The organism is Streptomyces sp. NPDC001868, assembly GCF_040297125.1.
Lineage (GTDB): Bacteria > Actinomycetota > Actinomycetes > Streptomycetales > Streptomycetaceae > Streptomyces.
The window spans coordinates 377,567-402,806 of sequence record NZ_JBEOYO010000002.1; the positions used below are offsets into that span (position 1 = coordinate 377,567).

Below are 25,240 nucleotides of genomic sequence, written 5' to 3' on the forward strand. Positions count from 1 at the left end.
TTCAACCGCTGCTTGATCAAAGACAGTTACCGCCCGGTCGAACTCGGAGGGCACCCTAGCGTGGCAAGCGGTTGCCATGCCGCCCGGCCTCCCGTGGCCGAATATGCCGGGGGAATCCTCACCCACTCACTCACGCCTCTTGCGCCACTCATGCGCCCTGTGACAACTTCCCTGCGCGTCACGGAAAGTACCCGCGAGGTCGCACCGCTAGCGTCGGGCGCTCCGTCAACTCCCGCCCGGTGTCCCGGAACCGCCGATGCCTGGGGACGTGAGGACGTAAGGACTTGTACTTCATGACCGAACCGATACCGCAGGCGGTGACCTGGGCTCTGGCAGCGGCCCTGTTCGCGACCGCCGTACTCCTGCTGCGCCAGCACGGGATCACCAGGCGGCAGCGCAGAGGGAACGCCGTCCTGGCCGACGGTGTGCGGGTCCGGGAGGAGGAACTGCGCCACCTGGTCACGGTCCGGCTGCCGGCCCTCGCCGACCACCCCGGCCAGGACTTCCCGGCCGTCGGACCGCTCGACGCCCGGCTCGCCGAGACCGAGTTCGGCAAGGGCCTCGACGAGGTGCTGGCCCGCTTCACCGGCGCCGTGGAACACGCGCAGACCCGCGCCGACCAGTCCGCCAAGGCCGCCCTCAAGGCCTCCATGCGCTCGATCCAGGCCCTCGCCAACGAGCAGCAGATGTCCATCTCCGAGATGCAGGACCGGCACGACGACCCCGACGTGCTGCGCGACCTCCTGGAGATCGACCACACCAACGCCCAGTTCGGCCGCCGCGCCCAGGCCATCGCCGTACTCTGCGGTTCCTGGCCGGGCCGGCAGCGCGCCACCTCCCCGATCGTCGAGGTCGTCCGGGGCGCCACCTCGCGCATCCGTGACTACCGGCGCGTCCGCGTCCACGGCCAGGTCGACATCGCGGTGGAGAGCCGCGCCGTCGAACCGGTCGTCCTCGCCGTCGCCGAACTGCTCGACAACGCCGCCCGCCACTCCCAGCCCAACACCACGGTCGAGGTCGACGTCCAGCATGTGCACAACGGCGCGTGCGTCGTCATCGACGACGCGGGCGTCGGCATGGACGCGCACGCCGTGGAACGCGCCACGAAGCTCCTCGGCGGACGCGGCGAGGTGGACGTCACCCGCCTCGACGATCCGCCCCAGTTCGGCTTCGCCGTCATCGGGATGCTCGCCCGGCGCTACGGGTTCTCCGTCTCCGTGGACACCCGCTCGCCGTACGGCGGTGTCCGCGCCGTCGCGTTCCTGCCCTCGGCGCTGCTCACCCACCTGGAGCCCGCCGCCCCGCAGCCGCGGACCCGCCCGGCCCCCGTGATTCCGGAGCCGCGGACCGCCCCGACCTCTGTGACCCCGGAGCCGCCGGCCGACCCGACACCCGTGACCGACACCGCTTCCGTCCCCGCCCCCCGCCGGGCATCCGCCGAGCACACCCCCGCCGACACCACCGAGGGCGGACTGCCCAAGCGCCGCCGGCGCACCCCCAAGCGCACGGCCGCACCCGAGCCGGAGCCCGTCGAGGCCGACGAGATCCCCGGCCGGTCGCCCGAGGAGAACGCCCGCATCATGGGCGCCTTCGCCCGCGGTACCCGCTTCGGCCGGGCGGCGGGACGCATCCTCGACGAGGACGAGTACGTCCCCGAGCCGGACCGCGCCGCCGAATCCGACCGTGCCGCCGAATCCGACCGTGCCGCCGACTCCGGACGGCCCGCCCCCCAAGAGAACGAAGGGACCCCCCACGCATGATCGAGCCCACGACCAACGAGCTGGGCTGGATGCTCGACGACGTGCTGAAGGTGCCCGAGGCCCGCCACGCCATCCTGCTCTCCGCCGACGGCATGCTCCGCGCCCACTCCGCCGACATCGACCGCGACGACGCCGAGCGCCTGGCTGCCGGGCTCTCGGGCCTGCAGTCGATCAGCCGCAGCACCTCCGAGTTCTGCGGCCCGGCGGACCGCCCGTGGCGGCAGACCCTGATCGAGTTCGGCCACGGCTTCGTCTTCCTCGTCGCGGCCGGCGAGGGCGCCTACCTCGCGGTGTCCACCGGCGACGAGGTCGACATGGAGTCGGTGACCTACCGCATGCACAAGCTCGTCGACCGGCTCGGCAAGGAACTGACCAGCCCGGCACGGCTGGACACGGGCAGCAGGACATGACGCCCCGCCCCCGGCCGCGAGGGCGGCTGGTGCGGTCGTACGTCGTCACCGAGGGCCGCGCCCACCCGACCCGCAACACCCTGGACCTGGTCACGCTGCTGATCGCCGCCGAGGACATGCCGCTGGCCGGCCTCAGCCCGGAGAAGCGCCGGGTGATGGAGCTGTGCCGGCCCGGCTCGCTCTCCCTCGCCGAGGTGGCCGGCCATCTGCAACTGCCGGTCAGCGTGACCAAGGTGCTGGTCGCCGACCTCATGGACAGCGGCCACATCGTCACCCGCGCCCCCATACCGGCCGCCCGGCCGTCCGACGCCGGCATCCTCCAGGAGGTCCTCGATGGGCTCCGCGCCCGCCTCTGACAACGTCTATCTGCGGCCGACGGTGCGGACGGCGGCCAAGCTGCTCGTCGTCGGTCACTTCGCGGTCGGCAAGACCACGTTCGTCGGCACGCTCTCCGAGATCCGGCCGCTGCGCACCGAGGAGGTCATGACCGAGGCCGGCGCCCTCGTCGACGACCTCGCCGGCACCCGGGACAAGACCACCACCACGGTCGCCATGGACTTCGGCCGCCTCACCCTCGACGACTCCCTGGTGCTGTACCTGTTCGGCGCCCCCGGACAGCAGCGCTTCACCAAGCTCTGGCAGGACATGACGCGCGGCGCCCTCGGCGCGCTGGTCCTCGCCGACACCCGGCGGCTGTCCCACTCCTTCGACGTGATGGGCCTGCTGGAGGAGCTGGACCTGCCGTACGCCGTCGCCGTCAACGACTTCGACGGCGCCCCGGTGCACGATCTGGACGAGGTGCGCGAGGCCCTCGACCTGCTGGACGAGACCCCGCTGGTGCGCTGCGACGCCCGCGACCCGGACTCCTCCACCCGCGCCCTGATCTCCCTCGTCGAATATCTGCTCAGCCGCCAGGACGACACCGAACCGGAGCACGCGTGAGTCCCGTATCGCCGTCCGGGCCGCCCCCGGGCTGCCCGGCCCACCAGCCCATGTACGGGCCGGAGTTCGCCGCCGACCCGGCCGCGTTCTACCGGAGGGCGCGCGCGACCGGCCCGACCACACCCGTCGAACTCGCCCCCGGCGTACGGGCCACCCTCGTCACCTCCTACGAGGCCGCCCTGCACGTACTGCGGAGCACGGAGACGTTCGCCAAGGACCCGCGCCGCTGGAACGACCTCAACGACGGCACCGTCCCCCCGGACAGCCCCGTCGTCCCGATGATGATGTACCGGCCCAACGCCCTGTTCTCCGACGGCGAGGAGCACAAGCGGCTGCGCGGCGCCATCACCGACAGCCTGGCCCGGGTCGAGCCCAACACCCTGCGCGGCTATGTCGAGCGCAGCGCCGACACCCTCATCGACCGGTTCGCCCCCACCGGCGAGGCGGACCTCCTCGGCGAGTACGCGCAGGTCCTGCCGCTGCTCGTCTTCAACCACCTCTTCGGCTGCCCGGCCGAGCTGGGGCTGAGGCTGGTCGAGGGCATGTCCGGCATCTTCGACGGGGTGGACGCCGAGCGGGCCAACGCCCTGCTCACCACCACGCTCCTGGAACTGGTCACCCTGAAGCGCGAGCGGCCCGGGCCTGACGTGACGTCCTGGCTCACCCTGCACCCGGCCGGGCTCACCGACGAGGAGATGATCCACACCCTCGTCGTCCTGATGGGCGCGGGCACCGAACCGCAGCAGAACCTCATCGCCAACGGGCTGCGGCTGCTGCTCTCCGACGACCGCTTCGCCGGCGACCTGTCCGGCGGCAGCCTCCCCGTCGAGGACGCCCTCGACGAGGTGCTGTGGACCGACCCGCCGATGGCCAACTACGCCGTGCACTACCCGAAGCGGGACGTGACGTACGAGGGCGCGCTGCTGAAGGCCGGCGACCCGCTCGTCGTCTCGCTGGCCGCCGCCAACACCGATCCGGCCCTGACGAACGATCAGCGGGCGGGCAACCGCGCCCACTTGGCGTGGAGCGCGGGCCCGCACAACTGCCCCGCGCAGAGCGAGGCCCGGCTGATCGCGTCGGTGGCCGTGGAGAAGCTCCTCGACCGCCTCCCGGACGTCGAACTCGCCGTGCCCGTGGGCGCGTTGGAGTGGCGCCCGGGCCCCTTCCACCGGGCGCTCGCCGCGCTGCCGGTGACGTTCCCGCAGGCACCCGTGGTCGGCGCGACGGCCCAGGCGCTCACGCGCCGCCCGCAGGGACCGTACGGCAGCACCGCCGCCGCCCCACCACCGGACCCCACCCGCCCGAGGAGCGGCTGGGCCCGGCTGCTGTCCTGGTGGCGCGGCGAGTAACCGCGCGGGTGAGGCAGACCCCGATCGATCGTGGCGCCTCGACCGATCGGGGGGCCTCGACCGAAGCGGGGGCATCGGCTGGTCGTCGGGCCTCGCTGTCCGTGGGGCTTCGGCCGTCCGTCAGGCTTCGGCCGTCCGTGGGCCCCTGCCGCCCGTGGGGCCTCGGCCGATCGTCGGGCCCCGGTCGTCCGTCATGCCCCCGGTCATTCATCGGCCCTGGTCATTCGTCGGCCCCCGGCCGTCCGTCGGGCCCGGCCGATCGTCAGACCTCGGTCGTCCGTCCGGTCACGCGGACGGGGAGGCGGCGGTGGCCGTTGGAGATGAATGACTCCACCGAGCCCAACTCCGCGCCCGTGGCGCCCAGTTCGAGTGACGGGAACCGCTCGAAGAGGGCCGGGAGTGCGATCCGGGCCTCCATCCGGCCGAGCGGGGCGCCCAGGCAGTAGTGGACGCCGTGACCGAAGGCCAGGTGCTCCTTGTCGGCGCGGGTGACGTCGAAGACGTCGGCGTCCTTCCCGTGCCGCTCGGGGTCCCGCCCGGCGGCGGCGTACGCGGCCAGGATCGGGTCGCCCTTGCCGATCACCACGCCTTCGGGGCCGCCGAACTCGGCGAGGTCGAGGTCCTCCACGGCGTAGCGCAGCGGCAGGCTCGCCACCGGTGCCTCCACCCGCAGCGTCTCCTCGATCACGTCGTCCCAGCTCGCGCGCCCCTCCCGGACATGGGCGAGCTGCTCGGGGTGGGTCAGCAGGGCGTGGATGGCCTGGTCGAGGAGGTTGACGGTGGTCTCGTGCCCGGCGCTGATCATCAGCACCAGCGTGTCGATCAGCTCCTGCTCGCTGAGCCGGGTGTCGTCCTCGTCGCGGGCGGAGATCAGCCCGGAGGCGAGGTCGTCGCCGGGCGACTCCCGCTTGGTGGCGACGAGTTCGGCCAGCACTCCCTGCAACCGCCCGTACGCGGCGGTCATCTCACCGGGGTCGGCGGACGTGTCGAAGATCTTGTCCACCAACTCCCGCAGCACCAGGCCGCGTTCCTCGGGCAGCCCGAAGAGGTCGGTGATCACCTGGATCGGCAGCGGATAGCAGAGCTCCTCCCGCAGATCGACCGCCTCCCCGCGCCTCAGGCCCTCCTCGACCCGGTCGAGCAGTCCCTCGGTGATCTCCTCGATACGCGGCCGGAGGGCGTTCGTACGGCGCGCGGTGAACGCCTTGGCGACCAGGGTGCGCAGCCGTTTGTGGTCACCGCCGTACGCGGTGAACATGTTCTGCACGGCGACCCAGGTGAACAGCGGCCACTCCGGGGTGATCTCCCCGGCGGCGAACCTCGGCCAGTGCTGTCGCGCGTCCTTCGAGACCCGGGGATCGGTGAGCAGCCGCTTGAGCAGTTCGGGGCTGCTGACGGCCCAGGCCTCGACATCGGGCGGCCCAGGAAGCAGGATCCGGGTCGCCGGGCCCGTCTCGCGGATCCGTGCGGCCTCACCGTGGACGTCACGGCCGGTCGCGTCAATCGGCATGGGGGTGGGGTTGCCCATCGGGCCCTCCTGCGGTCGAAAGCAGTCCAACTGCACAACGTGTAGGCCCGGTCACGCTACGACCCGGTAGCGTCGCCGGGCGAGATTACGTGGCGCGTGCTGCGTACGACGGCAACTTCCCTGCGCGTACTCGCAAGTCGGGCTCCGAACCGACTCCTAGGATCGGGCTCACCCCCCCATGAAATGCCGGTGAGTGCCATGACTGTCAGCAGGGCCCCACGCTGGATGTGCTCCTACAGCCCCGAAGTCCGTACCGTGCCGGCCGGGCGCTGGTGGAACGCCGTACGGGTGCCGGTCGCTCTCGGCGCCCTCGCTCTCAAGTCCCTCGGGGACGAGACGGGCGCCGTCATCAAGGACGGCTACGGCGGCATCATGTACTGGCTGATACCGCCGGGCGACGCGTCCGCGTGGCGTCTGCCCGACGTCCAGGTCCTCGGCCGCGGCAGCCATGTGGCGGTCCCGCCCCTGCGCCGCACCTCGGGCCCGGGCCTCTACTGGCGCGTCCCGCTCTCCCACGACAGCTACTGGACCGACACGGAACGCCTGCGCGTGGCTCTCGCGGCGGCAGGGGTCACGGCCGCCCTGTGACCGCTGCCCCCGCGCCCGAAAAGGGGCGCGGGGAACTGCGCGAACAACCACGAACTACCCGCCCACGCCGATGAACCGCACTACCCGAGCTCTACGGCGTGCTTCTCCCGCCGCCGAGCGGAGCGTTTCGGCCGAGGCTCCTGATCCGGCAGCCAGCCGAAGGCGAGAACGCTGCCCACGGCCCCCAGCAGCAGGCCCACGATGAACCCGCCGATGTTGGACGTGAGCCAGGTGCCCAGCGAGAGCATGATCCCGAGGATGGAGTAGAACAGGCGCTGCGTGGGGTTGAAGAGGATCAGCAACCCGCACAGGACCATCAGCGAGGGCAGGAGGTAACCCGCCAGCCCCTGCATGCCGATCTTCAGGATGACCGGCAGCGGCGCCTTCATGGTCAGCAGGATCTCCGCGCCGCCCAGCACCAGCAACAGGCCACCGGCGAACGGCCGGTGCCCCCTCCATTCCCGGAATCCGCTCACTTCGGGCAGCCCCCGCTCGTGAAGCTCATGTGCAGGTCGGGGAGCTTGAAGACGGCCGCGGTGGCGGCGTAGTTGTGCTGGTACAGATCGGTGATGACGACCGAGTCGGCCTGCTGGCCGTAGACGCCGGGGGGACCCTGCTGGTCCACCTTGTCGAACGTGCTGGAGTCGCGGCCGATCTCGATGTTGTTGAACGAGGCGTCGCCCGAGATGTCGTCGGAGTCGATCGCCAGGTTCTTCACGCTCACTGGTGTGCCCTTGTTGCCGGCGGTGAGGACCAGCTGGATGCCGCCGAGGTCGACGCTCTGGCAGAGGTTCGTCAGCTTGCCGTTCTTCACGACCGAGGTCACGACCAGCACCTGACCGCCGGTGTCGCCCTCGTTCGGGCTGTTCTCGATCATGTGGTCGAGCGAGCCGAACTGGGCGAAGCCCTGACCGTCGAGCTTGTCGGCGGTGACCACGAACGGCATGCCGGAGATGGCGAACTGGACACCCAGAGCGCCCTGCGCGGTGAGGATCATCATGCCGGCGGCGATCGCGGCGGCCGGCACCGCCATCACGGCGGCGCGCTTCAGACGGACCCGTCCGCGTCGTCCTGACGCTTCGGGACCCTCGGGTCTTTCGTTGCTGGACGCCGCGGCGTCCGGGGACAAGGCCATGTGTGCTCCCTGGAACTTCCAAGAGTCATTGCAGATGGGGCTTCGACGGCACGTTGTCCTGGCGCGGACAGCGGTTGCGGCGCACCCCTGGGAGCACCTCCCGTGGTGCAAGGGCTTACTTGCTACGCCGCAGTAGCCATTCGCGAAGTTACCGGTGGTTACTTTCAAGGGTCAAGGCGCTTGTGGGAAAAGGATGTTGGTTGTGCCGCCCCTGTGAAAGGTGAACATCGCTCACCTTTGGTTTTACCGCCGAGGGCCCCCGTTCCCGCCCGTCCCCCGTCTTGTCGCGGATCATCAACTTCCTTTCAATGCCTTGACGTTGGCTCTTTCCCAGGTCTACAACTCTCCCGGGTTTCCCCCACGGATCCGTGGCGCCGGATCCGACGCGCAGCGCATTGCCACCGTCCCGAACACCCCGTCGCAGACGGGGGGTGGGTGGCACCACCCGAACACGCTGCGCGGCCCGACGCAGCACCACCCCTCGCCGCGGTGCCGGGCACGGTCGCCTTCCCCTCCACTGGGCCGTGTCCCGTCCCCGGCTGTCGCTGTCGATCCGTCACGTACGGAGAAGGCGTGTCACGGATCGGCAGCGACCAACGGCGCCGTGCGGCCCTGCCGCGTTCCCCCGCGCGAACGGTGTCCACTCGCGCGCCATCACCCAGCCCGCGCTTCGCGGGGGCTGTCACCCGCACCTTCCGAGGGTCGTCACACGCGGCCCTCACCTCATGAGAAGAGGCACCCCCATGCGTACGCGATCCCTCCTTGCCCTCGCCGCCGGCACCGCCGCCCTGATGGTGTCGGCCGTCAGCCCCGCCTCCGCCGCCGACACCGTGCTCACCACCGGCGGCCTCGCCGGTGACGCGGTCGCGGTCGGCGACGTGCTCAGCGCGTCGCTGGCGTCCGGCACGACCGGCAAGTTCTACTCCAGCGCGACGGGCACCAGCGGCGTCTCCTGCGCCGAGTCGACCTTCACCGCCACGGTCACCGACAACCCGGCCGCGCCCGGCACGGCCACCGAGCGGGTCGACGGCCACACCTTCGGCAGCTGCACCAGCAACGTCCTCGGCGTGCTCGGCGTCAACAGCGTCACCGTCAACAACCTGCCCTACACCACCGCCGTGACCTCGGACGGCGTCGTCACGGTCAGCCCGTCGTCGGGCTCGGTCCTCCAGACCACGGTCGTGCTGCGCACCCTGCTGGGCACCATCAACTGCGTCTATCAGGCGGCCAGCATCACCGGCACGTCCAGCAACGACGACAACAGCATCAACTTCACCGCACAGCCCTTCACGAAGACCTCGGGCTCGTCCCTGTGCTTCGCCACCGGCTACTTCACGGCGAAGTACGCGCCCGTCACGGACACCACCCAGGGCGGCGCCACGGTCTACACCAACTGACCGACGGCGCTGGTCGGTTACCGGTCCGGCGGTCGGTAACCGACACCAGGCACTGACCGTCGCACGGTCAGTCGTCGATACGGGAGCGGCGTCCCCGTCCGCGGAGGAACAGGGCGGCGGCCACGACGAGCACCAACGCCGTGGCGCCGCCCGCCACCAGCGGCACGGAGACGCCGCTCTCGTCGGTCGTGGAGGCGACGGGACTGCCGGCGTCGGCGGCCCGCGCGTCACCGTCGGCGCCGGTGTCCGCGGGCGGCGCCTGCGTGGACTCCGTCGGAGCCGCGGTCGTGGGCTCGGACTTCTCCGCGGCCGGCTTCTCGGCCTCGGTCTCCTCGCTCCCGGTGGGGGTCGGAGTCGAACTCCCGCCGTCCGCGCCGGAGTTGACCTTCTTGTCCTTCGGGAACACGACGTCCGAGCACGAGTAGTAGGTGTCGACCGTGCTCGTGTTCTGCCAGATCGTGTAGAGCACATGGTGCCCGGACCGGTCCGCAGGCAGCTTCGCCGAGAACCGGTACGAGCCGTTCCGCAGCGGCGGGTCCGTGATCGAGGCGAACGGCCGCTCGGGCAGATCGGACCACTTCAGCGGCTTCGTGGGGTCGTACCCCGGTTTCGTCAGGAACAGCTTGAAGGTCCCGGTGTGCGGGATTGTCGACCGGTACGTCAGGTCCAGCGTGGTGCCGGGGGAGAGGCGGGTCGAGGGCCAGTCGGCGCGGGCCAGGTCGAGCCCCTTGTAGGGCGCGAGCCCTCCGCTGCACAACTGCCCGTCCGGGACGACCTCCCGGTCCCGCCCGTTCACCCCGGCGATCCGCATGTTGTCCCACGCGGTGAAGGGCGCGCCGTTCGCCGCGACAGCGGCCCTGCAGGCCGCCGACCCCTGGCTGCCGCCCTCGGGCGAGCACGCCGAGACCCGGCTCACCGGATCCGTCGGCGCGCCGTGCGCCCAGGCCGGGGAGACGGCACCCGCGGAGAGGAGCAGCGGGGCCACGACGGTGGCGGCCGCGGTCACGACCACGGGGCGGCGGCCGGTGAAGCTGCGGCCGGCGGCACGGCGGCGGTCGGCCCGGGAGCCGTCGGTACGGCAGTCATGCGTACCGCAGCCATTCGTACGGCAGCCATTCGTACGGCAGCCGTTGGTGCGGTGGGCGGACAAGCGGTACATCCGGTACGTCCGATCCATGAAGGTCGAGGGCTGGCGGTCCACCGTGTCGTACGGGACCCGCAGGCGCCGCGTTCAATACCACGGCCCTGTTCGACCGGTCGGATCCAGCCATGCGCGGCACGGCGGCAAAGGGTCGGCAAACCCGGCGAAGCGGCACATCCGGCCCCGACTGCCGGGCGGCATAGGGGAGTTCCCAGGGGGTCGAGGGTTTTCCCCGTATCCCCATGACCTGGGCTTTGCCTAATGTCGTCGCACAGCCGAACCATAGGTAACCCCTGGTGGCGCGGCTCGCGCCTGGCCGGTCTTCGCGCCAACCCTTTCTGGACCCCCCGCCGCTTCGATGAAGAAGCGTTTCACTGCCGCTCCTCCCCTGACATGAGCAGGCCACGAAAGGCGAAGCCCTTGCGTACCTCCACCTCCCGTACCGCCGGACGGAAGCTCATATCCGTCGCCGCGGTCTCCGTCGCCCTCGTGGCCGGCATGACCTCCTCGGTCGCCGTGGCCCAGGCCCCGTCCGCCAAGGCCGACGCCGCGCCCGCCGTCGCCGGTGCCACCGAGGCCGCGCCCGGCGCCGTCGCGGAGCGCCTGATCGTCGGCTACAAGTCCGGCGCCGCCGAGGCCACCTCGAACAAGGCCGCCGACGCCGACGCAGCGGCCAAGGGCAAGGAGGCCGGCGAGAGCCTCGACTTCCAGCGCCGGCTCGGCAGCGGCGCGGCCCTCGTCGACCTGGGCGAGGACCTCTCCAAGGCGGACGTCGCCGACGTCATCGCCCAGTACCAGGCCGACCCGCAGGTCGCCTATGTCGCCCCGGACCGCCTGAACAAGGCGCAGGCCACCCCGAACGACACCGAGTACACCAAGCAGTGGGACCTCTACGAGTCCACCGCCGGCATGAACCTGCCGGGCGCCTGGGACAAGGTCACCGGCACCGGTGTGACGGTCGCCGTCATCGACACCGGTTACGTCGCCCACTCGGACCTCGCCGCGAACATCGTCGGCGGCTACGACTTCATCGCCGACACCACCGTCGCCAACGACGGCAACGGCCGTGACAGCAACCCGGCCGACCCGGGCGACTGGACCGCGGCCAACGAGTGCGCCGCGGGCGACCCGGCCAGCACCTCTTCCTGGCACGGCACCCACGTCGCCGGCACCATCGCCGCCGTCACCAACAACAACAAGGGTGTCGCCGGTATCGCCTACGGCGCCAAGGTCTCCCCGCTGCGGGTCCTCGGCAAGTGCGGCGGCTACGACTCCGACATCATCGACGCCATCACCTGGGCGTCCGGCGGCAGCGTCTCCGGCGTGCCCGCCAACACCAACGTCGCCAAGGTCATCAACATGAGCCTCGGCGGTGGCGGCGCCTGCACCACCGCGACCCAGAGCGCGATCAACGCCGCCGTGAACCGCGGCACCACGGTCGTCGTCGCGGCGGGCAACAGCAACGCCAACGCGGCCAACTACTCGCCGGCCAGCTGCAACAACGTGATCTCGGTGGCGGCCACCAACCGCGCCGGCGCTCGCTCGTACTACTCGAACTTCGGCTCGGTCGTCGACATCGCGGCCCCCGGCGGCGAGACCCGCACCGTCGAGACCGGCGGCATCCTGTCCACGCTGAACGCAGGCGCCTCCACCCCCGGCAGCGAGTCGTACGACTACTACCAGGGCACCAGCATGGCCGCCCCGCACATCGCGGGCCTCGCCGCGCTGCTGAAGTCGGCGAGCTCCGCGCTGACCCCGGCCCAGATCGAGTCCGCGATCAAGACCAACTCGCGTGCTCTGCCCGGCGCCTGCTCGGGCGGCTGCGGCGCCGGCCTGGCCGACGCGGCCAAGACGGTGCAGGCGGTGACCGGCGGCTCCGGCGGGGGCTCCACGGGGGGCACCACCTTCACCAACACCACGGCCGCCTCCATCCCGGACAACGGCGCGGCGATCGAGTCCTCGATCTCCGTCACCGGCCTCACGGGCAACGCGCCCTCGACCCTCCAGGTCGGCGTGGACATCACCCACACCTACCGGGGTGACCTGGTCGTGACCCTGGTGGCCCCCGACGGTTCGACCTACCCGCTCAAGGCCTCCAGCTCGGACTCCGCGGACAACCTCGTCACCACCTACTCGGTGAACGCGTCCAGCGAGGTCGCCAACGGCACCTGGAAGCTCCGGGTCCAGGACGTCGCGGCCGCGGACACCGGCCGCCTGAACAACTGGAAGCTCACCTTCTGAGCCCCACCCCAGGGGCCTGACCCCGGCTGACCGGCCGGGCACCGAAGGACCGCCACCCCCCACTGCCGGCGGCCGACCGATGCGAGCGGGCATCGGTCGGCCGCCGGCGCATGTGCGGGGGGCGTTAGCGTAGGGCGCATGCCGACAGACAAGTTCGAGGAACCCGGACCGGCCGAGGGGCGGGTCGGGGGACGGACCGAGGAACCCGCCGAGGGGGCTGCGGGAGCGACGGCCGGCGATGGGTTCGCCGCCCGAGCGGCGGGCGGGGTGGTGTGCCCCGGCTGTGGGGCCTCGGGCCCAGCCGTGCGCACGGTCCCCGATGCCTGCGCCGATCCCGACTCCCCGGGCTCCGGCCTGTCCGACCGACTCGCGAAGTCCCCGGGCGCGGACTCGGCGTTCGACAGCGTCCTGCACTTCCTGGAAGGCATGGTCCTGACCGGCGTCTGCGCGGGCCTCGCCCAGCACGGCGTCCAGGACGACAACCTCCTCTTCACGGTCGGCGGCGCGGTCCTCGCCGTCCTCCTCTTCGTCGGCACGTTCTGGGTGATCCGCGGCGAGTCCCGCGAACGCGCCACCGTCAAGGCGGGCAGGCCCCGTGCCGAAGCCCTCTGGACCCCCGCCCACTACTGCGCCTCCTGCGAGTCCGTGTTCTACCCCACCGGCAGCCCCTGGCCGGGCCCGCTGACGACGGACCAGTTCAGGAAGTACGTGTGGACCGAGGCCGGCTTCACCGAGCAACTCGACGAGAAGCTGCGGCAGCTGGAACTCCCGCCCCGCACACCCGCCGCCCCCGGAGGACCCCACGGCCATGCCTGAAGCACCCGCTCCCGCCCCCGTGCCCGCTCCCGCCCCCGTGATCCGCAGCGACGACCCGGCCTCGTTCCCGCACAGCGTCCTCGCCGAACGCCATCCGGCCCTCATCCGCAAGGTCCAGGACGCCACGCCCTACGGCCCCGAACAGCGCCGCGCGCTGGACGAGTTGCTGCGGAACGCCACCGAGGGCGTTCTCGCCCCACCGGCCGACGACGACTGGTGGGACACCTGGAACGTACGCCGCTACGCCGGCCGCTCCTGGTTCTCCCTCCCCTTCCTCGCCGCCGAGAGCTGCTTCTACCGCCAACTCCTGCGCGCCGTCGGCTACTTCGACCCCGACCCCTGGCAGGGAGTCGACCCGTTCCGCCCCTTCAAGCTGGCCGAACTGGACACCCCCGAGGCAGCCGCCGAACTCACCGCCCTGGGCCCCCTGTCGGAGCAACCCCTCCCCGACCAGCTCAAGGCCCTCCTCCACGGCTCCCTCTGGGGCAACCGGGCGGACCTGGGCTTCCGCATCCAGACGGAGGAGAAGACCGAGACGTCCACGCCGTCATCCCAACTCGTCTCGGACGAGAGCGAGTTGCTGCTGTCGCTCCTCACGGAGAAGACCGAACCCTCCGCCGAACGCACCCTCTGCCTGGTCGCCGACAACGCGGGCCGCGAACTGATCCCCGACCTGCTCCTCGTCGACCACCTCCTCACCCACGGCCACTTCGACCGCGCCGTCCTGCACCTGAAGCCGTACCCGTACTTCGTCTCGGACGCCACCACCGCCGACACCCTCGACGCCGTACGCCACCTGGTCTCTGCGAAGACCGACGCCGGAACCCGCCTCCACGCCGCCCTCACCGAAGGCCGCCTGGTCCTCCGCGCCCACCCCTTCTCCTGCGCCCCCCTGCCCTACGCCGACATGCCGCACGACCTGCGCGAGGACTTCGCCGCGGCCGACCTGACCCTGATGAAGGGCGACCTCAACTACCGCCGCCTGGTGGGCGACCACCTCTGGCCCCCCACTACCCCCTTCCCCGAGGTCACCTCCTACTTCCCCGGCCCCGTCGCCGCCCTCCGCACCCTCAAGTCCGACGTCATCACGGGCCTGACCCCCGCAACGGAGACGGCCCTCGTGACAGCCGAGGGCCAGACCTGGCGCACGAGCGGCACGCGAGCGCTGATCCAGGTCAGGGTCTGAGCCAGGGTTTCCTCGCCCCGCCGCCCCTACCCGTCCCATCCCTGGGGGCTGCCGCCCCCAGACCCCCGCTTCGGCCTGAACGGCCTCGTCCTCAAACGCCGGACGGGCTGAAAGATCAGCCCCGGCGGCACGATTCAGCCCCTCCGGCGTTTGAGGAGCGGGGTCCGGGGCGGAGCCCCGGGGATGGGGCGGGTAAGGGCGGCGGGGGCGAAAGAAACTGCCCGGATTCACGCGATGGTGTGATCATGTGTCCTTGGCCGGATGTTCGTCGGAGGGCACGGGTAGGGCCCGGCCATGACGCAGCCGTTCGAACTCCCGCACTTCTACATGCCGTATCCCGCACGCCTGAACCCCCACCTGGAAGAGGCCCGCACCCATTCCTCCGAGTGGGCGCGGGAGATGGGCATGCTGGAGGGCTCCGGCGTATGGGACCAGGCGGACCTGGACGCGCACGACTACGGTCTGTTGTGCGCGTACACCCACCCCGATTGCGACGGCCCGGCACTCTCGCTCATCACCGACTGGTACGTGTGGGTGTTCTTCTTCGACGACCACTTCCTGGAACTCTTCAAACGCTCCCAGGACCGCCCCGGCGGCAAGGCCCACCTCGACCGGCTCCCGCTCTTCATGCCCCTGGACCTCGCGACCCCCGTACCGGAGCCGAGGAACCCGGTGGAGGCGGGCCTCGCCGACCTCTGGGCGCGTACGGTGCCGGCGATGTCGATGGACTGGCGGCGCCGCTTCGCCGTGGCCACCGAGCATCTGCTCAACGAGTCGATGTGGGAGCTGTCCAACATCAACGAGGGCCGGATCGCCAACCCGGTGGAGTACATCGAGATGCGCCGGAAGGTCGGCGGCGCACCCTGGTCGGCCGGTCTCGTCGAGTACGCGACCGCCGAAGTCCCCGCGTCCGTCGCGGAGTCGAGGCCCCTGCGCGTCCTGATGGAGACGTTCTCCGACGCCGTCCACCTCCGCAATGACCTGTTCTCGTACCAGCGGGAGGTCGAGGACGAGGGCGAGAACAGCAACGGCGTGCTCGTCCTGGAGACCTTCTTCGGCTGCGGCACCCAGCAGGCCGCCGAGACGGTCAACGACATCCTCACCTCCCGGCTGCACCAGTTCGAGAACACCGCGCTCACCGAAGTCCCCGGGCTGGCCCTGGAGAAGGGCCTCGCCCCGGACGAGGTCGCCGCCGTCGCGGCGTACACGAAGGGGCTTCAGGACTGGCAGTCCGGCGGCCATGAGTGGCACATGCGGTCCAGCCGCTACATGAACGAGGGCGCCGCCTCCGCACGCGGCCCGCTCGACCTCGGCGGCGCGGTCCTCACGGGCGCCGCCCTGGCCGCCCGGCCCGGGTTCGGCACCTCGGCCGCCGACCTCGGGGCACTGTTCGCGACCGCCGCGGCGGAAAGGCTGCGCGCCCACACGCATGTGCCGTACCAGAAGGTCGGGCCCTCGCGACTGCCCGACTTCTACATGCCGTTCAAGGTGGAGCTCTGCCCGCACCTGGACGCCGCCCGCCCCCGCCTCACCGCCTGGATGCACGAGATGGGCATGCTCGGCGAGGGCGTCTGGGACGAGGAACGGCTCGCCGCCGCCGACCTCCCGCTCTGCTCGGCCGGCCTCGACCCGGACGCGACCCCAGACCAACTCGACCTGAGTTCCGCGTGGTTGGCCTGGGGCACCTACGGCGACGACTACTACCCCCTCGTCTTCGGCCACCGCCGCGACCTCGCCGCCGCCCGCTTGACCACGGCCCGGCTCTCCACCTGCATGCCCGTCGACGGCGAGCAGGTCCCGGTTCCGGTCAACGGCATGGAACGGGGCCTCATCGACCTCTGGACGCGGACGACGTCGGGCATGACCCCCGACGAGCGGCGCGGCCTGAAGGCGTCCGTCGACAAGATGACGGAGAGCTGGGTGTGGGAGGTGTTCAACCAGATCCAGAACCGCGTCCCCGACCCGGTCGACTACCTGGAGATGCGGCGCGCCACGTTCGGCTCCGACATGACCCTGAGCATGTGCCGGATGGGTCATGGCCCGCAGATCCCGGACGAGGTCTACCGCAGCGGCCCCGTCCGCTCACTGGAGAACGCGGCGATCGACTACGCCTGCCTCATCAACGACGTGTTCTCGTACCAGAAGGAGATCGAGTACGAGGGCGAGGTCCACAACGCGATCCTCGTCGTGCAGAACTTCTTCGGCTGCGACTACCCGACCGCGCTCGGTGTGATCCATGACCTGATGACGCAGCGGATGCGGCAGTTCGAGCATGTCGTCGCCCATGAACTCCCGGTCGTCTACGACGACTTCGAGCTGTCGCAGGAGGCGCGCACCATCATGGGCGGCTATGTGACGGACCTTCAGAACTGGCTGTCCGGCATTCTCAACTGGCACCAGCGGGTGGACCGTTACAAGCCCGAGTTCCTGGCCCGCCGGGCCCATGGCTTCGTCCCGGACCGCCCGCCGGTGCGGTCGTTCGCGCCGGTTCACGCCGGCTGACCCACCGCCGCCCGGGCCGCGTGCTCGACCGCGGCCCGGGCGAAGGCCCGTACGACCGGGTGCGGACGGCTGCCGTCGCCGGCCAGCTCCGGCTGGAAGAGCGTCGCCAGGAAGAAGGGATGGCCGGGCAGTTCGGCGATCCGGACGTGCCCGTCCTCGTCGTGCCCGGAGAACCGCAGACCGTGCGCGCGCAGGGTGTCGAGGTGCCGGGTCGGGCCGTACGCGCAGAAGTACCGCTCGACCGACCGCTCGGCGTTCATCACGGACTGCGCGAGCGACCCGGCCTCGACGACGACCGTCGCCTCGTGCCCGACCAGGGAACAGGCCAGCGGCTCGACCAGGAAGTCCTCGGCGTCGGGGTCGTTCTCGGCGTGCGCGACCCGGGTGAGCCCGCACACCTCACGGGCGTACTCCAGCAGGGCGTGCTGGAAGCCGCCGCACGTCCCCAGGAACGGGATGCCCTCCTCGCGCGCGGTCCGGATCGCGGAGAGGACACCGGCCTCGCTGCGGTACGGGCTGCCCGGCACCACCCACACGGCGTCGAAGCCCCGCACGGCCCCCGGGTCGGCGAGGGCGTCCTCGGAGGGGATCCAGTAGGCGTCGAGGACGAGCCGGTCCCGCCGGGCGAGGGCGTCGAGGAGCAGCGGGATCCGGCTGTGGGAGACGACGTCGGGGGAGCGGTCGCCGACGAGGGCGATCCGGGCGGAGCGGGCGGGGGCGGAAGAGAGGGGCTGAGCCGTGTCGTTCGTCATGCCCGCCATCCTGGGCGCGCCCCCGACTTCACGTCCAACGATGATTTCTGCACCCTCGATAAGCGTCGCTGATGTCACCGAGGAGCGTGTGCGCGATCCTGTCCGCCATGGATCCGCATCTGCTGCGTACGTACGTCACCGTGGCCCGGCTCGCCTCCTTCTCCGAGGCCGCGCGCGAGCTGGGCTACACCCAGTCCGCGGTGTCCCAGCACATCGCCGCGCTGGAACAGGACCTCGGCGCCCCGCTGCTGACCCGCCGCCCGGTCGCGCCCACCGCCGCCGGCGCCCGGCTCCTCGAACACGCCGGACCCCTGCTGCTGCGCCTGGACGCGGCCCGCGCCGACGTCGTACGGATGGCGGCCGCCCCCGAGCACGGCCTGACGCTCGCGGCGACCCCGACGGCACTCGGCCCCCGTCCGATCGCCGCGCTGCCCGCCGCCGGCGTGACCCTGCGGACCCTGGCCCGCGACGACATCCCGGCGGCCGTCGCCACGGGCGCCGCCGACCTCGGCCTGGTCGACGGACTCGCCGCCCCCAGCGACCCCCTCCGGCTGCCCGACGTGGCACCGCTGACCACCCGGGGCGCCGGCGAGGAACCCGTCTGCGTGCTGCTCCCCGCCGGCCACCCCCTGGCCCGCCGCCCCGGGCTGCGCCTCACCGACCTGGTCGACGCCCGCTGGCTCGACGCCCCCGGCGCGGGCCTCCCGCTGGACCGGCTCCGCACCGCGAGCGGCACCGGCCGCGTCCGTACCGCCCTCCGCTACGAGGGCACCGACCTGCGCACGCTCACCACCCTCGCCGCCGCCGGACACGGCCTGACCGTCCTGCCCCGAGGCCTCGCCGCCGACGTCCCCGGCGCGGTCGCCGTCCCCCTGGTCGAACCGTGCCTCGTGCACCGCACGGAGATCGTGTACGGCGGCACACCCGGGGGAGCGGCCGCGGCCCTGGTACGGGAGCTGACAGGGGCGCACACGAGGTGACGGGGTGTCAGTCTCACTCTTTCGTGGCTTGTCACGCCGGAGTGCGCCGGGTAGCTCTCCTGCCGGAGGCGCCCCCTACGCCTCCTGCCGGAGGCGAACCATGGAACAGACCGCGTTGCGACCCAAACCCATGCCGGGCGGCCAGGAGTCCGGCGGTGGCCGCCCGTCGGGCCCCGCCCGGCGCCCGCACGCCGCGCCCCGCCGCGCCCGGCAACGACTGATCACCCTGCTCTTCGCCCTGGTCACCTGCGTGGTCCTCGTCCTGTCGGGCGTCGGACTCGGCACGCTGGGCGCCACGGTGATCGGCATGAGCAGACTCGCGGAGCTGAGGGAGTCGGCGCGGGCCCCGGAATCCGCCCCCGGGCCGGCGCGGTCGAGCGTCTCCCCCGCGCCCCCGCGTGCGAGCGGCCCGGCTCTCGCACGCCCCACCCTCGGCGTCGAGGTCGTCGACGCTCCCGGAAACACGGCCGGAAGCACGGCCGGAAGCACCGCCGGAAGTACGGCAGGAAACACCGACAGAGGTACCACCGGCGACACGGCGGGCGGCGGCGCGCTCGTCGTCGGTGTCCATGTCCCCGGCCCCGGCTACCACGCCGGCCTGGTCCGCGGCGATGTCGTCCTCGCCCTGGGCGGGACCCGCACCGGATCGGCGGCCCACCTCGCGCGTGCGATCGCAGCCGCGCGCCCCGGAGTGGCGCTGAGACTCGTCGTACGCCACGCGAACGGCACCCGCCAGTACCTGGTCGCCGTCCCCGGAGTCGTCACCTGAGGAGCCCGCTCGGGAAGCCCCGCGAAACGCACTGGCCCGCCCCATCGCCCGACGGGCACGATGGCGGGATGCTGAGCACCCTTCTCGCCTTCCTCGGCGCCTGCACCCTGATCGCCGCCTCGCCCGGCCCCAGCACGGTGCTGATCATCAAGGAGTCCCTGCGCAGCAGGCGTTCCGGCTTTCTGACCGTGCTCGGCAACGAGACCGGGGTCTTCGTCTGGGGCGTCGTCGCCGCGTTCGGCCTGACCGCGCTGCTGGCCGCCTCCGAGGTGGCGTACGACGTCATGCGGATCGTCGGCGCGATCGTCCTCGTCGTCTTCGGCGTACAGACCCTGTGGCAGGCGCGCCGCGCGAAGGGACAGCAGGAGAGCGTGGGGGAGGCGGACGCGAAGAGCGGCTGGGCGTCGTACCGGGGCGGGTTGCTGCTCAATCTCGCCAACCCCAAGGCGGCGATCTTCGCGATGTCGTTCCTGCCGCAGTTCGTGCCCGAGGGCGCGCCCCACCTGCCCACCATGGTCGGGCTCGCCGCGCTCTGGGCGGTCTACGAGATCGGCTACTACGGCCTCTACGTCTGGTTCGTCGGCCGGATGAAGGCCGTGCTGTCGCGCGCGGGGGTGCGGCGGCGCCTGGAGCAGGTCTCCGGCGGCGTACTGCTGCTCCTCGGCGCCAGGCTCGCCCTGGAGAGCTGACGCCGGAGCCGTACGAGGGTCGACGCCACGCGGCAATCGGCTCGCGTGGGCCGCGACGGAGGGGCAGGATGCTGCCCGTAGACCCAGGCAGCCCCGAGCAGACGGAGGCATGGATGACCGGCACGCCCAGCGACGGGCCCGCGCCCGCCCCGACCGAGGCCCCGCCCACGCCCTTCACCGCCGACGACTACCGGGCCCGGATGAGGCGCGCGGCGCGGGCCGCCGCGGACGAAGGGCTCGACGGACTGCTGGTCGCCCCCGGCCCGGACCTGGTGTGGCTGACCGGGCACCGGCCGCCGGAGACCGAACGGCTGACCCTGCTGGTGCTGCGGGACGGCGAGGACCCGGTGCTGGTGGTGCCCGCACTGGAGGCCCCGGACGCCGCCGAGGCACCCGGCGGGCCCGCGCTCGCGCTCCGCGACTGGACCGACGGCAAGGACCCCTACGAGGCGGCCGTCTCCCTCCTCGGCCCGCGCGGGCGCTTCGGCGTCAGCGACAACACCTGGGCGCTGCACCTGCTCGGCCTCCAGCGGCGGCTGCCCGGAACGTCGTACGTGGCGCTCACCGAGACCCTGCCGATGCTGCGGGCGGTGAAGGACGCGGCCGAACTGGAACGGATGGCGGCGGCGGGCGCGGCGGCCGACCGGGCGTACGAGGAGATCCGGCGGGTCCCCTTCGCGGGGCGCCGCGAGGCCGAGGTCGCCGCCGATCTCGCCGGGCTGCTGCGCCGGTTCGGGCACTCCCAGGTCGACTTCACGATCGTCGCGTCGGGCCCGAACGGCGCCAACCCGCACCACGAGGCCGGCGACCGCGTCATCCGCGACGGCGACATGGTCGTCCTCGACTTCGGCGGCCTCAAGGACGGCTACGGCTCCGACACCTCCCGCACGGTCCACGTCGGCGAACCGGCCGCCGAGGAGCGCGAGGTGCACGACGTCGTACGGGCCGCGCAGGAGGCGGGGTTCCGCGCGGTACGGCCGGGCGCGGCCTGCCAGGACGTCGACCGGGCCGCCCGCGCCGTCATCACCGAGGCCGGGTACGGCGACCGCTTCATCCACCGCACCGGGCACGGCATCGGCGTCACCACCCACGAACCCCCGTACATGATCGAGGGGGAGGAGCGGCCCCTCGTGCCCGGTATGTGCTTCTCGGTCGAACCCGGCGTCTATCTGCCGGGCCGTTTCGGCGTACGGATCGAGGACATCGTGACCGTGACGGAGACCGGCGGCCGGCGCCTCAACAACACCCCGCGAGAGATGGCGACGGTCGAGTGAACAGCCGAGTGAACAAACGACCGAGTGGCCGAGTGGCCGAGTGACCACGTCAGCAAGCGACCGAGTGATCGGCTTCGTACCCCCGCTTCCCTGAACCCCGGACGACGGCGCGACCATGACCCAGGCACCGACACCCAGCGCGGACAGCGTCCGCCGGCTGGTCCGTTCCCTGCTGAAGAACGGGGAGGGCCGGGGCGGCGGACCCGAGGTGCGGCCCGTCGCCGGGGACGACACGCACCGCACCTGGTGGGTCGGCACCCGCCATGTGCTGCGCCTCGCGACCGACCGGCACGCCGTCGGGCCGCAACGCCGCGAGCTGCGGCTGCGGGACCTGGTCCGCCCGCACATCGGCGTGGCCGTCCCGGTGAGCGTCGCGCACGGCGAGTGGTCCGGGGGGCTCACCTACACGCTCGACACGAGGCTGCCCGGCGGTACGGCGGAGGACCACGACGTGTCCGCCGTGGGCGAGGCCGATCTGGCGGCGCTCCTGACGGGGCTGCGCGAGGTGCCGCTGCGGCAGGCCGAGCCGCTCGGGGTGCCGCGCGTCGCCCCGCGCTCGCTGGAGACGCTGCGTACGGCGGCGGGGCGGGCGGCGCGGGTGCTCGCCGAGGGCGACGAGTTCGACGCGGCGCGGCTCGGGCAGCTGACGTCGGCGAGTGCCGCGCAGCTGACGGCGCCGGGTGCGGTGCTGGTCCATCACGGGCTGACCGGTGACCACCTCGTGCTGAGCGCGGACGGTCGGGTGCGGGGGGTTCTCGGCTGGGCCGACGCGGTCGTGGGTGATCCCGCCGAGGACATCGCCGGCCTCGCCACGGCCGTCGGTTCACCGGCCGCGGTGCGGGCCGCGACCCTCGCGGGTTATGGCGCCCGGCCGTGTCTGCGCGGGCTCTGGCTGGCCCGCTGCGACACGGTCGTCGCTCTCGCGGAGGGGTTGCGGGGGCGGGGTGCCGTGCCGCTTCCGGTGCTTCGGGATCGGTTGCGGCGGACGTGGGAGGCGATTCTGTTGGAGAGGGTGACGGATTTGCGGGGCGAGGACTGACGGGGTGGGGGCAGGGGCGCCTAACAGCTCGGGGCTGAGGGTTGTCGGGCGAGTGCGGGTGCGATGTGGCTGATCGCGCAGTTCCCCGCGCCCCTGGAGGGGGTGAGCCCCTCCCAGGCCGCCGCAGGCGGCACCCTGTAAGCGCCGGCAAGCGCCTCCCACCCCCCGCTGCGGTCACGGCACGGTCAGCACCACGCACGACTCCCCGCCCAGCGTCAGCACCCCGTCCGCCCCCGGCGCGGAGACCGGGTCCCAGGACGCCAGGACCCGCGCGTGCGGTACGCCGACCGGGATCGCGGCGGGCGACGCGCCGAGGTTCAGTGCCACCCGTACATCGCCGCGCCGGAAGCCGAACCACCGCGCCTCCTCGTCGAACGCGACCTTGACGTCGGAGAGGTCGGGATCGGAGAGGTCGGGGAGGGTGCGGCGGAGCGCGATGAGGGTGCGGTACCAGGCCAGCATCCGGCCGTGGGGCTCTCGCGCCGGCTCGGACCAGTCGAGGCAGGACCGGTCACGGGTCGCCGGGTCCTGCGGGTCGGGGACGTCCTCCTCGGCCCACCCGTGGGCCGCGAACTCCCGCCGCCGCCCCCGCCGTACGGCGTCGGCGAGCTCCGGATCGGTGTGGTCGGTGAAGAACTGCCAGGGCGTGGACGCGGCCCACTCCTCGCCCATGAAGAGCATGGGGGTGAAGGGCCCGGTGAGGACCAGCGCCGCCGCGCAGGCGAGCAGCCCGGGGGAGAGGGTCGCGGCGAGACGGTCGCCCTGGGCGCGGTTGCCGACCTGGTCGTGGGTCTGGGTGTAGCCCAGCAGTCGGTGCGCGGAGACGCTCGTACGGTCCAGGGGTCGGCCGTGGCGGCGCTCACGGAACGACGAGTACGTGCCGTCGTGGAAGTAGCCGCCCGTCAGGGTCTTCGCCAGACCCGGCAGGCCGGCCCGCGCGAAGTCCTCGTAGTAGCCCTGCGACTCACCGGTCAGGGTGGTGTGCAGGGTGTGGTGGAAGTCGTCGTTCCACTGGGCGTGCACCCCGAGCCCGCCGTGCGCGCGCGGGGTGACGAGGCGCGGGTCGTTCAGGTCCGACTCGGCGACCAGGAACAGGGGGCGGCCCACGTCGTCGGCGAGCGCGTCGACCGCCGTCGACAGCTCCTCCAGGAAGTGCAGCGCGCGGGTGTCCTTGAGCGCGTGCACCGCGTCCAGGCGCAGTCCGTCGAGGCGGTAGTCGCGCAGCCAGGCCAGCGCGCTGCCCAGGAAGTACGCCCGCACCTCGTCCGAGCCGGGCGCGTCCAGGTTGACCGCCGCGCCCCAGGGCGTGTGGTGCCGCTCGGTGAAGTACGGCCCGAAGACGGGCAGGTAGTTGCCGGAGGGGCCCAGATGGTTGTGCACGACGTCGAGCACGACCCCGAGGCCCAGCTCGTGCGCCGCGTCCACGAACCGCTTGAGCGCCTCGGGGCCGCCGTACGGCTCGTGCACGGCCCACAGGGAGACACCCTCGTAGCCCCAGCCGTGCGTCCCCGGGAACGGGCACAGCGGCATCAACTGTACGTGTGTGACGCCCAGTTGGGTGAGATGGGCGAGGCGCGCGGCCGCCGCGTCCAGGGTGCCCTCGGGCGTGTACGTGCCCACGTGCAGCTCGTACAGCACCGCGCCGGGCAGTCCGCGCCCGGACCACTCGGCGCGCCACGCGTACCGCCCGTGGTCGACGACCGCGCTCAGCCCGTCCGGGCCGTCCGGCTGCCGGCGCGAGCGCGGATCGGGCCGCACCGGGCCGTCGTCGACGGCGAATCCGTAGCGGGTGCCGTCCGAGGCCTCCGCCTCGACGGTCCACCAGCCCGGCCGCTCCGGATCGCGCTCCATGGCGTGCACGGCGCCCGCGCTGTGCAGCGTCGAACGTCCGGCCTGCGGTGCCCACACCTCGAACTGCACGGAACGGTTCTCCCTCGGCTGCCGGTCGTGGTCCTGGGTAGTCAGGGGTCGGCCGTCCCGGGGACGTACGCGCACACCCCCGGAACCGCTCGAAGTCCATCGTGCGGCAAACGAGATCGCCGCGCGCTCGGATCGCCGCTTTTGACCCGCGCGTCGCACAGCCCGCCGCACCACCCGCCGCACCGCCGGTCAGGCATGTCCGCGGATCGTCACCGTTTACTGCTTGTCTGGACACCTCAGGTCCCCCTGACCGACAATCACACGCGTGACGTCGTCCTTCGAGTTCCACACATACCCCGCGCGGCTGTCGGACGCCGAGCGCGACCGCGCGCTGAGGGCGCTCCGTGACGGCGTCGCACTGGGCCGCCTGTCCCACGACACGTTCATCCGGCGGATGGAGCTGGCGCTCACCGCCCGCCGCTCCGACGAACTCGCCGCGCTCACCGCCGACCTGCCCGCCGAGAAGCGCTGGTCCCGGCTGGTGCTCGGCACCGTCGGCGCGGTCTCCGGCTTCGGTGTGAAGCTGCGCAGGGCCTGGCAGGCCGAGCGGCTCCCCAAGCTCCAGCTGCCGCACCCGGCGAGCGGCCACGCCCTGCGCATCGGCCGGGACCCCGGCAGCGGCCTCAGGCTGAGTCACGAGACGGTCTCCCGGGTGCACGCCGAGCTGAGCCGGCAGGGCGGCCTGTGGATCCTGCGCGACCTCGGCTCCACCAACGGCACCACCGTCAACGGCCGTCGGGTGATCGGCGCGGCCGTCGTCCGCGACGGCGATCAGGTGAGTTTCGGCCGGATGAACTTCCGTCTCTCCTCGGAATGACCTTC

General features: G+C 72.3%; 23 protein-coding genes. 17 read left to right on the plus strand and 6 right to left on the minus strand.

Annotation, left to right across the window (positions count from 1 at the left end; translation table 11 throughout):
• Positions 1–293: 293 nt before the first annotated feature.
• From ABT147_RS04070 to ABT147_RS04090, 5 genes are read left to right on the plus strand one after another with little or no spacing between them, the layout of a single operon-like run.
• A complete protein-coding gene (locus ABT147_RS04070; RefSeq protein ID WP_351402541.1) occupies positions 294–1,760 on the plus strand; it encodes an ATP-binding protein in 1,467 nt (488 codons plus the stop codon).
• Positions 1,757–2,170 carry a roadblock/LC7 domain-containing protein gene (locus ABT147_RS04075; RefSeq protein ID WP_351402543.1) on the plus strand — a complete coding sequence of 138 codons (414 nt, stop codon included), beginning with the start codon at positions 1,757–1,759 and terminating at the stop codon, positions 2,168–2,170. The genes ABT147_RS04070 and ABT147_RS04075 overlap by 4 nt, the downstream gene beginning before the upstream one ends.
• Positions 2,167–2,526: a DUF742 domain-containing protein gene (locus ABT147_RS04080; protein ID WP_351402545.1), complete on the plus strand. Its 360-nt coding sequence runs from the start codon at positions 2,167–2,169 to the stop codon at positions 2,524–2,526. Before ABT147_RS04075 ends, ABT147_RS04080 begins: the two co-directional genes overlap by 4 nt.
• Entirely contained in the window at positions 2,504–3,112 is a 609-nt protein-coding gene (locus tag ABT147_RS04085) for a GTP-binding protein (RefSeq protein WP_351402547.1), read from the plus strand. Before ABT147_RS04080 ends, ABT147_RS04085 begins: the two co-directional genes overlap by 23 nt.
• 50 nt (positions 3,113–3,162) lie before the next feature.
• Positions 3,163–4,461, plus strand: a complete 1,299-nt coding sequence (locus tag ABT147_RS04090; RefSeq protein WP_351402714.1) for a cytochrome P450 — start codon at positions 3,163–3,165, stop codon at positions 4,459–4,461.
• A gap of 262 nt (positions 4,462–4,723) precedes the next feature.
• On the opposite strand, the gene ABT147_RS04095 is transcribed toward ABT147_RS04090, so the two are convergent.
• Positions 4,724–5,989 carry a cytochrome P450 family protein gene (locus ABT147_RS04095; RefSeq protein WP_351402549.1) on the minus strand — a complete coding sequence of 422 codons (1,266 nt, stop codon included), beginning with the start codon at positions 5,987–5,989 and terminating at the stop codon, positions 4,724–4,726.
• A gap of 198 nt (positions 5,990–6,187) precedes the next feature.
• On the opposite strand from ABT147_RS04095, the gene ABT147_RS04100 reads away from it, so the two are divergent.
• A complete protein-coding gene (locus ABT147_RS04100; RefSeq protein WP_351402551.1) occupies positions 6,188–6,577 on the plus strand; it encodes a hypothetical protein in 390 nt (129 codons plus the stop codon).
• An 80-nt stretch (positions 6,578–6,657) separates the two neighbouring features.
• Here ABT147_RS04100 and ABT147_RS04105 read toward each other — a convergent pair whose 3' ends face one another.
• Both ABT147_RS04105 and ABT147_RS04110 read right to left on the minus strand, forming a co-directional pair.
• The gene (locus ABT147_RS04105; RefSeq protein WP_351402553.1) at positions 6,658–7,053 is read right to left on the minus strand and encodes a DUF6114 domain-containing protein; all 396 of its coding nucleotides are present in this window, start codon (positions 7,051–7,053) and stop codon (positions 6,658–6,660) included.
• Positions 7,050–7,712 (minus strand): DUF6230 family protein, encoded by a 663-nt coding sequence (locus ABT147_RS04110; protein WP_351402555.1) that lies wholly within the window; start codon positions 7,710–7,712, stop codon positions 7,050–7,052. The genes ABT147_RS04105 and ABT147_RS04110 overlap by 4 nt, the downstream gene beginning before the upstream one ends.
• Positions 7,713–8,455: 743 nt before the next feature.
• Here ABT147_RS04110 and ABT147_RS04115 point away from each other — a divergent pair.
• Positions 8,456–9,109, plus strand: a complete 654-nt coding sequence (locus ABT147_RS04115; protein ID WP_351402557.1) for a Tat pathway signal sequence domain protein — start codon at positions 8,456–8,458, stop codon at positions 9,107–9,109.
• 67 nt (positions 9,110–9,176) lie between these two features.
• On the opposite strand, the gene ABT147_RS04120 is transcribed toward ABT147_RS04115, so the two are convergent.
• Positions 9,177–10,268, minus strand: a complete 1,092-nt coding sequence (locus ABT147_RS04120) for a lytic polysaccharide monooxygenase auxiliary activity family 9 protein (RefSeq protein ID WP_351402559.1) — start codon at positions 10,266–10,268, stop codon at positions 9,177–9,179.
• A 402-nt stretch (positions 10,269–10,670) separates the two neighbouring features.
• Here ABT147_RS04120 and ABT147_RS04125 point away from each other — a divergent pair, with 402 nt between their 5' ends.
• The 4 genes from ABT147_RS04125 (at position 10,671) to cyc2 (ending at position 16,995) form a co-directional block, all read left to right on the plus strand.
• A complete protein-coding gene (locus ABT147_RS04125) occupies positions 10,671–12,491 on the plus strand; it encodes a S8 family peptidase (RefSeq protein ID WP_351402561.1) in 1,821 nt (606 codons plus the stop codon).
• 138 nt (positions 12,492–12,629) lie between these two features.
• On the plus strand, positions 12,630–13,307 hold the full coding sequence (locus ABT147_RS04130) for a hypothetical protein (RefSeq protein WP_351402563.1): 678 nt from the start codon (positions 12,630–12,632) through the stop codon (positions 13,305–13,307).
• The gene (locus ABT147_RS04135; protein ID WP_351402565.1) at positions 13,300–14,493 is read left to right on the plus strand and encodes a damage-control phosphatase ARMT1 family protein; all 1,194 of its coding nucleotides are present in this window, start codon (positions 13,300–13,302) and stop codon (positions 14,491–14,493) included. Before ABT147_RS04130 ends, ABT147_RS04135 begins: the two co-directional genes overlap by 8 nt.
• 294 nt (positions 14,494–14,787) lie before the next feature.
• Positions 14,788–16,995: a germacradienol/geosmin synthase Cyc2 gene (gene cyc2, locus ABT147_RS04140; RefSeq protein ID WP_351402567.1), complete on the plus strand. Its 2,208-nt coding sequence runs from the start codon at positions 14,788–14,790 to the stop codon at positions 16,993–16,995.
• Here cyc2 and ABT147_RS04145 read toward each other — a convergent pair.
• Positions 16,983–17,747 carry a CTP synthase C-terminal region-related (seleno)protein gene (locus tag ABT147_RS04145; protein WP_351402569.1) on the minus strand — a complete coding sequence of 255 codons (765 nt, stop codon included), beginning with the start codon at positions 17,745–17,747 and terminating at the stop codon, positions 16,983–16,985. The genes cyc2 and ABT147_RS04145 overlap by 13 nt on opposite strands.
• A gap of 107 nt (positions 17,748–17,854) precedes the next feature.
• On the opposite strand from ABT147_RS04145, the gene ABT147_RS04150 reads away from it, so the two are divergent.
• The 5 genes from ABT147_RS04150 (at position 17,855) to ABT147_RS04170 (ending at position 22,498) form a co-directional block, all read left to right on the plus strand.
• A complete protein-coding gene (locus ABT147_RS04150; RefSeq protein WP_351402571.1) occupies positions 17,855–18,727 on the plus strand; it encodes a LysR family transcriptional regulator in 873 nt (290 codons plus the stop codon).
• Between the two features lie 100 nt (positions 18,728–18,827).
• The gene (locus ABT147_RS04155) at positions 18,828–19,496 is read left to right on the plus strand and encodes a PDZ domain-containing protein (RefSeq protein ID WP_351402573.1); all 669 of its coding nucleotides are present in this window, start codon (positions 18,828–18,830) and stop codon (positions 19,494–19,496) included.
• Between the two features lie 68 nt (positions 19,497–19,564).
• Positions 19,565–20,185: a LysE family translocator gene (locus ABT147_RS04160; RefSeq protein WP_351402575.1), complete on the plus strand. Its 621-nt coding sequence runs from the start codon at positions 19,565–19,567 to the stop codon at positions 20,183–20,185.
• 113 nt (positions 20,186–20,298) lie between these two features.
• On the plus strand, positions 20,299–21,459 hold the full coding sequence (locus ABT147_RS04165; RefSeq protein WP_351402577.1) for a M24 family metallopeptidase: 1,161 nt from the start codon (positions 20,299–20,301) through the stop codon (positions 21,457–21,459).
• A 115-nt stretch (positions 21,460–21,574) separates the two neighbouring features.
• Complete coding sequence (locus ABT147_RS04170) at positions 21,575–22,498, plus strand: aminoglycoside phosphotransferase family protein (protein WP_351402579.1); 924 nt, start codon at positions 21,575–21,577, stop codon at positions 22,496–22,498.
• A 174-nt stretch (positions 22,499–22,672) separates the two neighbouring features.
• On the opposite strand, the gene treZ is transcribed toward ABT147_RS04170, so the two are convergent.
• A complete protein-coding gene (gene treZ, locus ABT147_RS04175) occupies positions 22,673–24,418 on the minus strand; it encodes a malto-oligosyltrehalose trehalohydrolase (RefSeq protein ID WP_351402581.1) in 1,746 nt (581 codons plus the stop codon).
• 265 nt (positions 24,419–24,683) lie between these two features.
• Here treZ and ABT147_RS04180 point away from each other — a divergent pair, with 265 nt between their 5' ends.
• A complete protein-coding gene (locus tag ABT147_RS04180; RefSeq protein ID WP_152172358.1) occupies positions 24,684–25,235 on the plus strand; it encodes an FHA domain-containing protein in 552 nt (183 codons plus the stop codon).
• Positions 25,236–25,240: the final 5 nt, after the last annotated feature.

Bases quoted from the DNA above. Each gene is read 5' to 3' on its own strand.
- ABT147_RS04165 (WP_351402577.1), top strand. From the start codon at position 20,299: ATGACCGGCACGCCCAGCGACGGGCCCGCGCCCGCCCCGACCGAGGCC.
- ABT147_RS04130 (WP_351402563.1), top strand. From the start codon at position 12,630: ATGCCGACAGACAAGTTCGAGGAACCCGGACCGGCCGAGGGGCGGGTC.
- ABT147_RS04095 (WP_351402549.1), bottom strand. From the start codon at position 5,989: ATGGGCAACCCCACCCCCATGCCGATTGACGCGACCGGCCGTGACGTC.
- ABT147_RS04155 (WP_351402573.1), top strand. From the start codon at position 18,828: ATGGAACAGACCGCGTTGCGACCCAAACCCATGCCGGGCGGCCAGGAG.
- ABT147_RS04170 (WP_351402579.1), top strand. From the start codon at position 21,575: ATGACCCAGGCACCGACACCCAGCGCGGACAGCGTCCGCCGGCTGGTC.
- ABT147_RS04135 (WP_351402565.1), top strand. From the start codon at position 13,300: ATGCCTGAAGCACCCGCTCCCGCCCCCGTGCCCGCTCCCGCCCCCGTG.
- ABT147_RS04070 (WP_351402541.1), top strand. From the start codon at position 294: ATGACCGAACCGATACCGCAGGCGGTGACCTGGGCTCTGGCAGCGGCC.
- cyc2 (WP_351402567.1), top strand. From the start codon at position 14,788: ATGACGCAGCCGTTCGAACTCCCGCACTTCTACATGCCGTATCCCGCA.
- ABT147_RS04100 (WP_351402551.1), top strand. From the start codon at position 6,188: ATGACTGTCAGCAGGGCCCCACGCTGGATGTGCTCCTACAGCCCCGAA.
- ABT147_RS04090 (WP_351402714.1), top strand. From the start codon at position 3,163: ATGTACGGGCCGGAGTTCGCCGCCGACCCGGCCGCGTTCTACCGGAGG.
- ABT147_RS04075 (WP_351402543.1), top strand. From the start codon at position 1,757: ATGATCGAGCCCACGACCAACGAGCTGGGCTGGATGCTCGACGACGTG.
- ABT147_RS04150 (WP_351402571.1), top strand. From the start codon at position 17,855: ATGGATCCGCATCTGCTGCGTACGTACGTCACCGTGGCCCGGCTCGCC.
- ABT147_RS04115 (WP_351402557.1), top strand. From the start codon at position 8,456: ATGCGTACGCGATCCCTCCTTGCCCTCGCCGCCGGCACCGCCGCCCTG.
- ABT147_RS04160 (WP_351402575.1), top strand. From the start codon at position 19,565: ATGCTGAGCACCCTTCTCGCCTTCCTCGGCGCCTGCACCCTGATCGCC.
- ABT147_RS04145 (WP_351402569.1), bottom strand. From the start codon at position 17,747: ATGACGAACGACACGGCTCAGCCCCTCTCTTCCGCCCCCGCCCGCTCC.
- ABT147_RS04120 (WP_351402559.1), bottom strand. From the start codon at position 10,268: ATGTACCGCTTGTCCGCCCACCGCACCAACGGCTGCCGTACGAATGGC.
- ABT147_RS04110 (WP_351402555.1), bottom strand. From the start codon at position 7,712: ATGGCCTTGTCCCCGGACGCCGCGGCGTCCAGCAACGAAAGACCCGAG.
- ABT147_RS04085 (WP_351402547.1), top strand. From the start codon at position 2,504: ATGGGCTCCGCGCCCGCCTCTGACAACGTCTATCTGCGGCCGACGGTG.
- ABT147_RS04080 (WP_351402545.1), top strand. From the start codon at position 2,167: ATGACGCCCCGCCCCCGGCCGCGAGGGCGGCTGGTGCGGTCGTACGTC.